Consider the following 12818-nt stretch of genomic DNA (forward strand, 5'->3'; position numbering starts at 1 on the left):
GCGAGGTGTACCTGTTCGACTCAACCGCAACAAGAGGGCGTTGGTGTCGCCCACACCGGCCGTTGCCCCGGATGGCGCACGGCGGACGCCAGGATCGTGGTGGCCGTTACGCCGGTGTGACCGCCCACGGGTAGGCCGGTGTGACCGCCCACGGGAGACACCCCGATAAGGTTCCCCCATGCGCGATCTTGGGGCGGGTTTCAGCTATCTCCTGAAGGGCCAGCGCTGGGCGGCTCGGCACGGCAAGCAGTACGGCTTCGGACTGCTCCCGGGCCTGATCACCCTCGTCCTCTACGCGGCGGCCCTGGTGGCACTGGCGCTGTGGGGCGAGGACTTCGTCGCCTGGGCGACCTCTTTCGCCGACGACTGGTCCAGCCCCTGGCTCGGCCTGTTCCGCGGCTTCCTCACGGCCGTCCTCTTCGCCCTCGCCCTGCTGCTCGCCGTCCTCACCTTCACGGCGGTCACGCTGCTGATCGGCCAGCCCTTCTACGAGGCCCTGTCCGAGTCGGTCGACCGTGACGTCTCCCCGGACGGCACGGCCCCCGTCTCCGACCTGCCCCTGTACAAGGAGCTGTGGATCTCGGCCCGCGACAGCCTCCGGATCCTGGTCCGTGCCGCCGTGTGGGGTGTGCTGCTGTTCGCCCTCGGCTTCATCCCGGTGGCCGGTCAGACGGTCGTACCCGTGATCGGCTTCTTCGTCACCGGCTTCTTCCTCACCGAGGAACTCACCTCCGTCGCCCTCCAGCGCCGCGGCGTCGAACTCCGCGACCGGCTCGCCCTTCTGCGCTCCCGCAAGACGCTGATCTGGGGCTTCGGCACACCCCTCGCGCTCGCCTTCCTCGTCCCCTTCGTCGCCGTGTTCCTGATGCCGGGCGCGGTCGCGGGCGCGACGCTGCTGGCCCGCGACCTGCGGGACGAGGAGATCGTCCTGGACGCCGAGGACCCCATCAGCGCGTCCGGCGTCTGAGTCACGCCCCTGCCGCGACGGTCACGATGGCCCGTACCTGCGCGATGATGTCCAGCCGGTTCCGCACGAACTCCGGGTCGGTGACCTCGGTGGTGTTGCCCGCGCCGAACTGCAGTACGGGCGTGTGGACATGCCCGCCGGGCAGGGTGTCGTGCAGCCCGAGCCGGTCGCGCAGCAGGGTCGCCCGGTAGGCGATCTCGTTGGAGAGGTAGTTCCCGCCGCCCCCGGCGCGTGCCGTCGACCCGGGGGTCGGCCCGTCCGGCCGTACGACGGCCTCGGTGCCGCCCGCCGGAATCTCCGTCACGCTGGTGTTGTCGTACACCGGGAAAGGCCCGGTACCGGCGGCCACGATCTGCTCGTACGGCAACGTCGTCGACGTCCACTGCGGCTGCGAGGCCGGGTCGGTGACCGGGATGGTCTCCGTCCGGCTGACGTTGTCGTTGTCCGGGAAACCGCCCCGCCAGGCCCCGTTGGTCCGCTCGATGTCGAAGCGCCCGACGCGGCCCTGACTGACGGTCGCGAAGAGATCGACCTTCGGCAGATACGGCCGTAGCGTCCGCTCCACCGTGCCGTCCGCGAAGTCCTGCCAGCGCACCGGGAACACGGCCGTCTCCACCCGCGCCGGGCCGTCCGCCGTGCGGATCACGGTGCCGTCGAGCGCGAGCGCGGTCGCACCGGACGGATTGGAGATCCGCACGTCCCGGTCCAGGGTGAACGGGTCGAACCCGGTGACCAGGATCCGCTTCATGCCCTTGCCGTGGTAGTGGATGTCGCTCTGCCCGCGCGAGGTCCGCTCCAACGCGTCCAGCAGCGCCGCCCGCCCCCGCTCACCCAGCGCGAACTCCGGCTCCCAGCTGCGCACTTCCCGGGTCATCCCCAACCGCGCCCAGTACAAGGGCCGATCGTCGTCCCGGCTGAGATCCCCCTCGACCGGCCCGCGCCCCTGTGCCCGGTCCACCGCCCGCCGCCACAGCGCCGACCCTTCCCGTACGACGATCCGGTGGGCCTGCGCGTACGAGCGGGCCTCGTCCAGCGCCTCGGCGAACTCCGGTGCCACCGCGTCGAATCCGGACCGCCGCAGAATCTCCTGCGGCACGGCCCGCTCCAGCCGCTGCTCCTCGACGGTGAACGCCGGTTCCGCCGAAGCGGTGGCGGTGGCGGGGGCGGCGAGCCCGGCCACGAGCACGAATCCGAGTACACCGATGCCAACACGTATGGAATTCAAGGGGTTTGGGTCCTTCCGTCGCAGTGGGGTGCGGGTCCGAGACTGCCGCAGTATCCCGTGACGGAAGAGGTCCACGCCATGGTGTGTGACGCGGGGGATGCCCGCGCGTCGCGTCTCAACCGGTCATCAACACGGCCAGCGCGAGCAGCGGAACCAGCTGGAACGCCGCGGCCCGCCGCAGTCCGGCCAGCCACAGCGCGACGCCGATCAGCGCCACCCCGCCGCAGGCCACGCCCAGTTCCGTCATCGGCGGCCGGTACGGTTCCGGGCCGAAGCTCGCCGCCCACCCCGTCATGCCGGCCGCCAGCCATCCGTAGCCGACCGCCAGGGCGTTGAGGGGCAGCAGCCCGAGCACCGCGAGGGTGTTCCTCCACCTCATACGGGCATGGTCGCCCGGAGCCCGCGGGAGCGCCTGAGTACGCGTACTCAGACGAGGGTCAGTTCTCGCCCAGCAGTGCCAGGAAGTCCCGGAACGCCCCCGGCATGTCCACCGACTCCGGGTCCAGCAGCCACTGGTACTGGAGCCCGTCCATCACCGCGACCAGCAGGGGGGCGGTGCGTTCCGGGGTGAGGCCGTTCGGGAGGCGGTCGCCGTACTCGGCGCGCAGGACGGCCGCCATGCTGTCGCGGACCCGCGTGTAGCGCTCGGTGAAGTAGGCGCGCGCCGGGTGCCCCTCCGTGACGCTCTCGCCGAGGAGTGCGGAGAAGGTCTGGATGATGCCGGGGCGCATCGCGTTGTACTCGACCAGCGAGGCGAGCAGGTCGACCCGCCACTGGGTGCCCGGCACCGCGTCCCACTGGTCCCGCTCCTTGAGCACGGCGACCAGCAGCGCTTCCTTGGTCGGGAAGTAGTGCAGCAGCCCCTGCTGGGTCAGCCCCACCCGCTCCGCCACCGCGGCCAGGCTCGCGCCCCGGTATCCGCGCTCGGCGATCACCTCCAGCGCGGCCCGCACTATCTCGGCCCGCCGTTCCTCGCTCCTGACCCGCGCGCTCATGGCGTCACCGTACGACATCGACTCCGGCGGATGATAACGGAGGGGTAACGAAACCTACCGGTCACCAGGTGGTGGATGCACGATGGGGGCATCGCACGGACTTCCACGAGGAGGCATCCCATGGCGGGATCCCCGAGCACCACCCCGGCCGACCAGGCCCGCGACGCAGCCGTCGAGGCCGCCCTGCGCAAGCTGGACCTCGACACCAAGTCCCGCCTCCTGGCCGGACAGGACGCCTGGACCCTGCCCGCCCTCCCCGAGATCGGCCTCGGCTCCCTCGTCATGTCCGACGGCCCGATCGGCGTACGCGGCGTGCGCTGGACCGCCGAGGACCCCTCCGTCGCCCTGCCCTCGCCCACCGCCCTTGCCGCCACCTGGGACCCCGCCCTGGCCCGCCGCGCCGGCACCCTCCTCGCCCAGGAGGCCCGCCGCAAAGGCGTCCACGTCCTGCTCGCCCCCACGGTCAACCTGCACCGCTCCCCGCTCGGCGGCCGCCACTTCGAGGCCTACAGCGAGGACCCGTACCTCACCGGCCGGATCGGCAGCGGCTACGTCCAGGGCGTCCAGTCCGGCGGCGTCGCCACCACCGTCAAGCACTTCGTCGCCAACGACGCCGAGACCGACCGCTTCACGGTGGACAACGTCGTCAGCGAACGCGCCCTGCGCGAGCTCTATCTCGCCCCCTTCGAGGCGATCGTCGAAAACGCCCATCCCTGGGGCATCATGACCGCCTACAACTCGGTCAACGGCACGACGATGACCGAGCACCACCACCTCGTGAACGAGATCCTGCGCGGCGAATGGGGCTTCGACGGCATCAACGTCTCCGACTGGACCGCCGCCCGCTCCACCACCGGCGCCGTCGAGGGCGGCCTCGACGTGGCGATGCCCGGCCCGCGCACCGTCTACGGCGAGGCCCTCGCGCAGGCCGTACGGGACGGCAGGGTCGACGAGGCGAAGGTCGACGACGCCGTACGCAACGTCCTCCGCCTCGCCGCCCGCGTCGGCATCCTGGACAGCGCTGCCCCGGCCGTCACCGAACTCCCCGCCCCCGTCGACGGCAACGAACTGGCCCGCGAGATCGCCCGCCGCTCCTTCGTGCTCGTACGCAATCAAGGCGCGCTCCCCCTGAAGCCCGGCACGGTCGCCCTCATCGGCGCCGCCGCCCGCGACGCCCGCGTCCTTGGCGGCGGCTCCGCCACCGTCTTCCCCGACCACGTCGTCTCCCCGCTCGACGGCCTCACCGCCGCCCTCCCCGAGGGCTCGGTGCGCTACGCCGTGGGCGCCGACCCCAACACCGAACTGGCCATCGCCGACAAGGGCTTCGAACTGCGCGCCATCTGCCGCGACGCATCCGGCGAGATCATCGGCACGGCCTTCGCCCCCAACGGCCAGATCCAGTGGCTGGGCAACGACCTCCCCGAGGGCGTCACCCACGACACCCTCCACACCGTCGAACTGACCGGCACCTTCACACCCCGCGAGACCGGCCCGCACATCTTCGGCGTCAAGGGCGTGGGCGCCTTCACCCTCACCATCGACGGCACCACGTCCTACGACGACATCCAGCGCCCCGCCAAGGACGACCCCTTCGGGGCCTTCTTCGGCGCCCCCGTGCCCCGCGCCCAGGCCGAACTCACCGCGGGCGAGCCGGTCGAGGTCTCCCTCACCCACGTCGTCGACCTCCCCGAGGGCATCCCGATGAAGGTCGTCAGCTTCGCCCTGGTCCACCAGGAGCCCCAGCGCGCCCCCGATGAACTGATCGCCGAGGCCGTCGAGGCCGCCCGCGCCGCCGACACGGCCGTCGTCGTGGTCGCCACCACCGAGCGCGTGGAGTCCGAGGGCTTCGACCGCGCCGACCTGAAGCTTCCGGGCCACCAGGACGACCTGGTCCGCGCCGTCGCCGCCGCCAACCCCAACACCGTCGTGGTCGTCAACGCCGGCTCCCCGGTGGAACTGCCCTGGCGTGACCAGGTCGCGGCCGTGCTGCTGACCTGGTTCCCCGGCGAGGAGGGCGGCACCGCGCTGGCCGACGTGCTGACGGGGACGTACGAACCGGGCGGCCGCCTGCCCACCACCTGGGGCCCACTGGCGGACACCCCGGTCACCCAGGTCGCCCCCACCGACGGCGAACTCTCGTACACCGAAGGCGTCTTCATCGGCTACCGCGCCTGGGACAAGGAGGGCAGGACACCGACGTACCCCTTCGGCCACGGCCTCGGCTACACCGACTGGACGTACGAATCCATCGAGATCGACGGTACGACGGTGAAGGTCCGCGTCCGCAACACGGGCGAGCGCCCCGGCCGCGAGGTCGTGCAGCTGTACGTCGCCCCGACCGAGCCCGACCCCGAGCGCCCGGCGCGCTGGCTGGCCGGCTTCGCGGGCGTCGAGGCGGGGCCGGGGGAGAGCGTCGAGGCCGTCGTCGAACTGCCACGCCGGGCGTTCGAGATCTGGGACGAGTTGAGCAACTCGTGGTCGTTTGTGAAGGGTTCGTACGAGATCCAGGCGGGCCGCTCGATCGCGGACCGCAGGATCACGCTGACGACTACCGTCTGATCCAGGGCGATTCGTCCCACCGAGCAGCCCCGGTCCGGGACCTGACATCCGGACCGGGGCTCACGGGATCAACGTGCGGTGAATCCGTACACCGTCTCGGAGCGGAACACCTCACCCGGCCGCAGTACCGTGCCCGGGAACTCCGGGCGGTTCGGCGAGTCGGGGAAGTGCTGCGTCTCCAGCGCGATGCCGTCCCCGGGCGCGAACGGCCCGCTCAGATGGTCGGCGGTGTAGAGCTGAAGCCCCGGCTCGGTGGTCGCCACCGTCAGCACCCGCCCGGACGCCGGGTCGGACAGCTCCGCGACCTCGACCGCCGTCTCGGTCACGCCCTTGTCGAGCACGAAATTGTGGTCGTACCCGGAACCGGTCTTCCGTGCCGTCCGGAAGTCGAACCGGGTCCCCTCGACCGGGGCGATCCCGGTCGGGATCAGGTCGTCGTCCACCGGCGTGTACCGCCCGGCGGCGATCCGCAGCTCATGCCCGCCCGCGTTGCCGGAGCCGCTCAGGTTCCAGTACGAGTGGTTCGTCAGATTCACCACGGTGGGCGCGTCGGTGACCGCCTCGTACGCGATCCGCAGCGCGCCGGTGGCATCGAGGCGGTAGGTCGCCGAGACCTCCAGCCGCCCCGGGAAGCCCTCCTCGCCGTGCGGGCTGACCCGGCTGAGCCGGACGCCGTCCTCGACCGGCGTCATCTCCCACCCCCGCTTGTCGAAGCCGCGCTCACCGCCGTGCAACGAGTTCGGCCCGTTGTTCCGCGCGAGCGCGTACGTCCGCCCGTCCAGCGGGAAGCGGCCACCCGCGATCCGGTTGGCGTACCGCCCGACCAGGGCGCCCAAGTAGGGCCCGGGGTGCTCCAGATAGCCGTCCAGTTCGCCGAACCCCAGCACCACGTCCGCGGTCCGCCCGTCCCGGTCCGGCACCTCCACGGACTGCACGATGCCGCCGTAGGAAAGAATCCGCACCCGTACGCCCGCGCGCTCCAGAGTCCAGCGGTGCACGGCCGTGCCGTCGGAAAGTGTGCCGAAGTGTTCGCTCATGAGCGAAACCCTAAGGCTTCTCGGCGGTGACCTCCCGATAGGCGATCTCCGCCAGCCGCGCCTGACCGTCCTTGCTCGGGTGGAACCAGTCCCAGTCGCTCAACTGCGCGGTGCTGAACCGGTACTCGTACACCGCCCCGCCGTCGTACCGGCACCGCTCGTCGGCCCCGCAGACCTCCTCCAGCACGCCGTTGTAGTCCTCCACCCGCTGCTGCACGGTCTCGCGCCGCTGGTTGGCCGCCGCGTCCAGGGCGTCCGCGTCGCGCAGCATCGACGGGCAGACGCCCAGCTTCCACACCATCTTGCCGAGCGGATGCGTACGGCCCTCGGACCACAGCCGCATCAGATCGGGAATGCTCGCCACATACACCTGAGCCTTGGGCAGAGCACTGCGCAGCGTATGCAGCGCGTCCTCGAAGTCGGCGCGGAAATCGGCCACCGGAGTCATCGCCGACGCCGAGCTCCGGCAGGCGTCGTTCGTCCCCACCATCACCGTCACAAGCTCCGGCTCGGCCACCGCCGCACGCGCCATCTGCGTTGGGAGATCCGCCATCGACGCCCCGGTCACGGCGTAGTTCCAACTGTGCGAGGCGGCCCGCGCACTGCCCAGCAGCCGTACGGCGAGACTGGCCACGTCAGGACTGCTGCCGGTCGCCCACGACACCTGCGGACAGTCCGACAGCACCTCGCAGGCGTCGAAACCGCGCGTGATGGAGTCACCGACGGCGGCGATCGAGTCCGGGCTGGGGTCCCACACCGGCGCCTGACTCGGCTTCGCCCGCTGCGCCTCGGTCGTGGACGGGCCCGACGCGTCGCCCCCCACGGCATCGCACCCCGCGACACCCAGCACGGCCGCCGCGCACACGGCGACCGCGGCCCGCCCCCGCTGTCCGGTCTTCCGCATCGTCCGCCAACCCCTCGCTCGCTTTGGCCCCCTCCATAACAACGCGCGAGGGTTCCCGGCGCGCGGCGTGCAACGGGTCACGCCCGTACAAGCGTCCCCCTGGGTGAATGGCGGGAGTTTCCGGGCCCTGGGACCGACGGTACGTCACACTCCTTGCGCCGCCGCACGGTAGCCTCGCCATCAGCGTGGCCGACCGGCCACCACCGCCCAGCCAGCCGCAACACGCCCGCTCAGCCCGGAGGTCCCGGTGACGACACGTGGAGTCCTGTACGTGCACTCCGCGCCGCGCGCGCTGTGCCCGCACGTCGAGTGGGCCGTCGCCGGGGTGCTCGGCATGCGCGTCAGCCTCGACTGGATCCGGCAGCCGGCCGCGCCCGGCACCTGGCGCTCGGAGTTCTCCTGGCAGGGCGAGCCCGGCACGGCGTCCAAGCTGGCCTCCGCACTGCGCGGCTGGCACCTCCTGCGCTTCGAGGTCACCGCCGAACCCTGCCCCACCGCCGAGGGCGAACGCTACAGCTGCACCCCCGACCTGGGCATCTTCCACGCCGTCACCGGCATCCACGGCGACATCCTCATCCCCGAGGACCGCCTCCGCGCGGCGCTGCAGCGCAGCCAGAGCGGGGAGACGGACCTGGAGGCCGAGATCGCCAAGCTGCTGGGCAAGCCGTGGGACGACGAGTTGGAGCCGTTCAGGTACGCAGGCGAAGGCGCCCCGGTCCGCTGGTTGCACCAGGTGGTCTGAACCGACCTTCAGGTGCCGTCCCCAAGGGGCGCGGGGAACTGCGCGAACAACCCCCACCGGCCCGCACTTGGCGCCGTCTGCCCGAGTTGCAGGTCACGGGCACGCATCACATGCTGGGATGGTCTTTCGCGTCGAGCACGACGGGCCGGATGAGCCGACATCCCAGGGGCAGGTGCCGTTGCGAATCAGCGAGAGTTCCGATCCGTCCGAGAAGGGGCCGTCCGGCCCTGAACGCCGCCGCGAGCAGCCCGTTCGCCCACTGCGCCAAGGGCCGCAGGGGAAGCGAAGAGCCGGGAGAGGCCGGATCGCCATGACGAAGCTGGACATCACCAAGACCAACCGCGCGATAGAGAACCTGCTGGAAACGACGGAGAACCCCCGGCACCGGTTCATGCTCCAGGCGTACTACCGCCACCGCTACCTGGAGATCGCCGGGCGCTACGAGGAGATCTTCGCGCCCGAGATGATGGTGGAGAACCCCGTCTACCACTTCCACGCGCTGGGCCTGAACGTCCGGCTGGAGGGCCAGGACGCGATCAAGAACCTGTACCGGGAGTGGTCCGAGACGGGCGAGTGCGTGATGTACGCCGACGACGAGGAAGTCGCCGTCAGCGACCACATGATCGCCTCCAAGCTGACCGGCTACCAGTTCAAACCGGGCAAGGTCCTGGCAGCTGTCGGGATCGACGTGGACGACGAGAACGCGATGTACATCTACAAGGCGTCCGAGGAGATGGTCTGGCCCTACGACGACCGCTGCCGGCTTGTCGGCGAGGACGTGTGGGAGGTCGACCCGGACAAGGCCGAGATCATCAAACTCGACCCCGCCGACGTCATCACGGCGTCGGATGCCCGCACGATGCTCGAACCCCTCATCAAGCCGCTTCCGCCGTACGACGAAGCAGCAATGCGTCCCCGGGCCACCGCGCGCTGACGCCGCAGGTGCGCTGCCGACCGTCCACGGTCATGCCCACCCCACGACCGCACACGTACGGCGCCATGGCTTGGGCGACCAGGAGGTAGCAGGATGTCATTCGTAACCAAGCGTCGCGCACGCCGCAGAACTCGGACTCGCGCTGCAATCGCTTCCGCGGTCGCGACGGTGCTCGCCCTGTTCATGGCCGCCCCCGCGGGCGCCGCACCCGCCCAGGACGACCTCACCGACGACGCCGTCCAGGCATACATATACGGCTACCCGCTGGTGCTGATGAAGGCCACGGAGCAGGCGTCGACCAACGTCACCACCCCGGATCCCTCGACCATCAGCGCGCCGATCAACCAGTTCGCGAAGGCGACCGACGTCCCGGGCCCCGATCAGAAGTCCGTGGTCTCGCCCAACGTCGACACGCTGTACACGAACGCCTGGCTGGATCTGTCGGCCGAGCCGATCGTGCTGCACGTACCCGACACCGACGGCCGCTACTACCTGATGCCGATCCTCAGCGCCTGGACCAACGTGATCGACTCGGTGGGCAAGCGCACGACCGGTACGCAGGCAGGCGACTACGCCATCACCGGCCCCGACTGGCGCGGTCGACTGCCGGCCGGCGTGAAGCAGATCAAGTCGCCCACCAACACCGCGTGGATCCTCGGCCGCACCCAGCTCAACGGCCCCTCGGATCTGCCCGCGGTGCAGCAGCTGGTGAGCAAGTACGACGTCCGCCCGCTGAGTGCCTACGGTGACGAGTCGTACAAGCCCCCCGAGGGGCGCGTCGACCCGAACGTCCCCAGCACAGCGCCCAAGACCCTGGTGCAGCAGATGGACGCCCAGGCCTTCTACTCACGCCTGGCCGCCGAGATGGCTGCCAACCCCCCGGCCTCGGCCGACGCCCCCATGGTCGCCAAGCTCGCCCGGCTGGGCATCCGCCCGGGCAAGGCGTTCGACCTCAACGACGTGTCTCCCGATGTCGCGAAGGCGCTGCAGCAGTCCGTGTCCGAAGGCCAGAAGCAGATCCAGGCCGCCGTCGCGAATCTCGGCAAGGACGTCAACGGCTGGCGGGTCGCCACCGACCTGGGTACCTACGGCACGAACTACACAGTGCGCGCGGCCACCGACTGGCAAGGGCTCGGCGCCAACCTCCCGCAGGACGCGATCTACCCGATCAACTTCGTCGACAACACGGGCCAGCAGCTCACCGGCGCCAACAAGTACACCATCCACTTCCCACCCGGCCAGACCCCTCCGGCAAACGCCTTCTGGTCAGTGACCATGTACAACCCGGACGGCTTCCTCGTCCCCAACCCGATCAACCGATACGCGGTCGGGCACACCGCCAAACCGACCGCGAACCCCGACGGCTCGGTGGATCTGTACATCCAGCACGGTGCCCCGGCCGAGGACAAGAAGGCCAACTGGCTCCCGGCCCCGTCCGGCCAGTTCAACGTGATGCTGCGCATGTACTGGCCGAAGGAGAGCGTGATCAACGGCACTTGGACGCCGCCCGCCGTCACCAAGGCCCAGTAGCGGTACGAGTCACATCTGACGGTTGCGCCAGGTGCTGGGGCTGGTGTCGAAGCGGCCGCGGAACCACCGCGAGAAGGTGGCCAGGGAGGAGAACCCGAGCAGGCCGGCGATCTCGGTGAGGGGACGCTTGGAGCCGCCCACGTAGCGGCGTGCCATGCCGGTGCGGACCGAGTCGACGATCGAGGAGTAGCCTTCGCCGCTCTCCGCGAGGCGCCGCTGAAGCGTTCTCGGGTCGATGTCGAAGGTGCGGGCGAGTTGTTCGAGGGAACAGCGGCCGGTGGGCAGAAGGGCCTCGACGACCTGGCGCACGCGGTCGGTGAAGGCACTGGTGGGCGGGGGCGCGATGTTCTGCAGGAACTGCCGGGCGTAGGGCCGCAGCCGGGGGTCGGCGAGGGTGTTGGGTGCCTCCAGGTCGGAGGGGTACAGGATGATGCCGGAACGCGGCTGTTCGAAGGTGACGGCGGGGCCCAGGACCCGGAGGTAGGGACTGGGGTCGTCCGGGCCGGTGTGGTTGAGGGTGACGCCGACCGGTCTCCAGTCGGCACCGAGCAGCCTGCCGATGAGGCCGTGGCAGACCCCGACCAGCATGTCCGTTCCTGGCCCGCCGGGATGCCGACGGCTGGTACTACATCGTGACCGGGCCAAGGACATGATCATCCGCGGCGGCTTCAACGTCTACCCGCGCGAGATCGAAGAAATCCTGCACACCCACCCCGCGGTGAGCACGGCCGCGGTCATCGGCGTCCCGCACGAGCGCCACGGCGAAGAGGTCAAGGCGTGCGTGGTCCTCGCCCCTGGAGCCGACCTCACCGAGGACGCGCTCATCGCCTGGTGCAAGGAGTCGATGGCCGGCTACAAGTACCCGCGCATCGTGGAGTTCCTGCCCGCCCTGCCCACCAACGCCACCGGCAAGATCCTCAAGCGCGAGCTCCGGGGCACGCCCGCCTCGTCGTAGCCACTGGCAGCGCCGACGGCCGCCGCACGACCCGCACACCCAGCACGGCACTCCCTCCGAGAGGTTGCAATCCCATGGCCAAGGAACACTTCACCCAGCAGGAACTCGCCGACTTCAAAGCGGCCCAACGACTGGCCTACGACGCGGTGGCAGCCGTCGAGGCGCAGCTGTACGAAGGGATCACCGAGAAGCAGGCCGCGCGGGCCGTCGAGGACTGGCTGCGTGACCACGGAGTGAGCCGCTTCTTCCACTACGGCTTCGCGTGGTTCGGCGAGCGGACCCGGTTCCGGGACTTCACCAAGCCCAAAGGCGGGGCACTGGGCAGCCTCCTCAACCCCAAGATGGCCCACTTCGGCAAGCAGTTCCAGCCCACCGACCGGCCCCTGCGCCAGGGCGAGGCCGTCATCCTCGACGTGGGACCCGTGGTCGGCAACATCGCCTGCGACATGGGCTACTCGTGCACACTCGGCGGCGATGACAGCGAGGAGTTCCACGAGGCGCGCATGGCGCTCGAACCGTACCGCACGCTCATCCTGCAGCTCGTCCGGAGCGGTGCCACCCAGGCCCAGATCTACCGGCAGGTCGACGAGCTGATCGCCGACCAGGGCTTTGAGAACATCCACAGCTATTACCCCGGTTCGGTCATCGCGCACAAGGTCGGCAAGGTTCCCGGCACCCGCCTGCCCACGTTCCGGATCAACGGATTCAGCCCGCAGGCCCTCGCCTACCTCAGCGGCCATCTCCTCTCGTCCGCCATCCGCCCGCGCCTGAACCGGACGCCGCTGTGGAACGAGGGCGCCGACCAACCCTGCGAGCCCGGCCTGTGGGCCGTCGAGCCGCACATCGGCAAGGGCGACATCGGCGTGAAATGGGAGGAAATGCTCGTGGTCACCGAGGACGATGCCTACTGGCTCGACGACGACCTGCCGCACACCCGCTACTGGAAGCAGCACAGCGCCCGCTGAACGTC

At 70.3% G+C, this 12818-nt stretch carries 13 protein-coding genes; 7 read left to right on the plus strand and 6 right to left on the minus strand.

Going from position 1 to position 12818, the window contains the following annotated elements; all coding sequences use genetic code 11:
* Window positions 1-178 precede the first annotated feature (178 nt).
* Complete coding sequence (locus SSP24_RS26685) at window positions 179-967, plus strand: EI24 domain-containing protein (protein ID WP_141312251.1); 789 nt, start codon at window positions 179-181, stop codon at window positions 965-967.
* 1 nt (window position 968) lies between these two features.
* On the opposite strand, the gene SSP24_RS26690 is transcribed toward SSP24_RS26685, so the two are convergent.
* The 3 genes from SSP24_RS26690 to SSP24_RS26700 form a co-directional block, all read right to left on the minus strand.
* Complete coding sequence (locus SSP24_RS26690) at window positions 969-2192, minus strand: pyroglutamyl-peptidase I (protein ID WP_141312252.1); 1224 nt, start codon at window positions 2190-2192, stop codon at window positions 969-971.
* A gap of 115 nt (window positions 2193-2307) precedes the next feature.
* Window positions 2308-2571 carry a hypothetical protein gene (locus tag SSP24_RS26695; RefSeq protein WP_141312253.1) on the minus strand — a complete coding sequence of 88 codons (264 nt, stop codon included), beginning with the start codon at window positions 2569-2571 and terminating at the stop codon, window positions 2308-2310.
* Window positions 2572-2629: 58 nt separating this feature from the next.
* Entirely contained in the window at window positions 2630-3205 is a 576-nt protein-coding gene (locus tag SSP24_RS26700; protein WP_141312254.1) for a TetR/AcrR family transcriptional regulator, read from the minus strand.
* A gap of 102 nt (window positions 3206-3307) precedes the next feature.
* Between SSP24_RS26700 and SSP24_RS26705 the strand changes: the two genes are divergently transcribed.
* Window positions 3308-5746, plus strand: a complete 2439-nt coding sequence (locus tag SSP24_RS26705; protein ID WP_141312255.1) for a beta-glucosidase family protein — start codon at window positions 3308-3310, stop codon at window positions 5744-5746.
* Between the two features lie 68 nt (window positions 5747-5814).
* Here SSP24_RS26705 and SSP24_RS26710 read toward each other — a convergent pair whose 3' ends face one another.
* Both SSP24_RS26710 and SSP24_RS26715 read right to left on the minus strand, forming a co-directional pair.
* Entirely contained in the window at window positions 5815-6783 is a 969-nt protein-coding gene (locus SSP24_RS26710) for an aldose epimerase family protein (protein WP_141312256.1), read from the minus strand.
* A gap of 10 nt (window positions 6784-6793) precedes the next feature.
* A complete protein-coding gene (locus tag SSP24_RS26715; protein WP_141312257.1) occupies window positions 6794-7687 on the minus strand; it encodes an SGNH/GDSL hydrolase family protein in 894 nt (297 codons plus the stop codon).
* Between the two features lie 247 nt (window positions 7688-7934).
* Between SSP24_RS26715 and SSP24_RS26720 the strand changes: the two genes are divergently transcribed.
* The 3 genes from SSP24_RS26720 to SSP24_RS26730 all read left to right on the plus strand — a co-directional run bounded on the left by SSP24_RS26720 (window position 7935) and on the right by SSP24_RS26730 (window position 10893).
* Complete coding sequence (locus tag SSP24_RS26720; RefSeq protein ID WP_141312258.1) at window positions 7935-8429, plus strand: DUF3145 domain-containing protein; 495 nt, start codon at window positions 7935-7937, stop codon at window positions 8427-8429.
* Between the two features lie 310 nt (window positions 8430-8739).
* On the plus strand, window positions 8740-9363 hold the full coding sequence (locus SSP24_RS26725; RefSeq protein ID WP_141312259.1) for a hypothetical protein: 624 nt from the start codon (window positions 8740-8742) through the stop codon (window positions 9361-9363).
* Between the two features lie 93 nt (window positions 9364-9456).
* On the plus strand, window positions 9457-10893 hold the full coding sequence (locus SSP24_RS26730) for a DUF1254 domain-containing protein (RefSeq protein WP_218037107.1): 1437 nt from the start codon (window positions 9457-9459) through the stop codon (window positions 10891-10893).
* 9 nt (window positions 10894-10902) lie between these two features.
* Here the strand turns inward: SSP24_RS26730 and SSP24_RS26735 are convergent, their stop codons facing one another.
* A complete protein-coding gene (locus SSP24_RS26735) occupies window positions 10903-11481 on the minus strand; it encodes a helix-turn-helix domain-containing protein (RefSeq protein ID WP_167529711.1) in 579 nt (192 codons plus the stop codon).
* Between the two features lie 61 nt (window positions 11482-11542).
* Between SSP24_RS26735 and SSP24_RS26740 the strand changes: the two genes are divergently transcribed.
* Window positions 11543-11848: an AMP-binding enzyme gene (locus tag SSP24_RS26740; protein WP_141312261.1), complete on the plus strand. Its 306-nt coding sequence runs from the start codon at window positions 11543-11545 to the stop codon at window positions 11846-11848.
* Window positions 11849-11922: 74 nt separating this feature from the next.
* Window positions 11923-12813, plus strand: a complete 891-nt coding sequence (locus tag SSP24_RS26745; RefSeq protein WP_141312262.1) for a M24 family metallopeptidase — start codon at window positions 11923-11925, stop codon at window positions 12811-12813.
* The last annotated feature ends 5 nt before the right edge of the window (window positions 12814-12818 follow it).

Source organism: Streptomyces spinoverrucosus (assembly GCF_006539505.1).
Classification (GTDB): Bacteria; Actinomycetota; Actinomycetes; order Streptomycetales; family Streptomycetaceae; genus Streptomyces; species Streptomyces spinoverrucosus.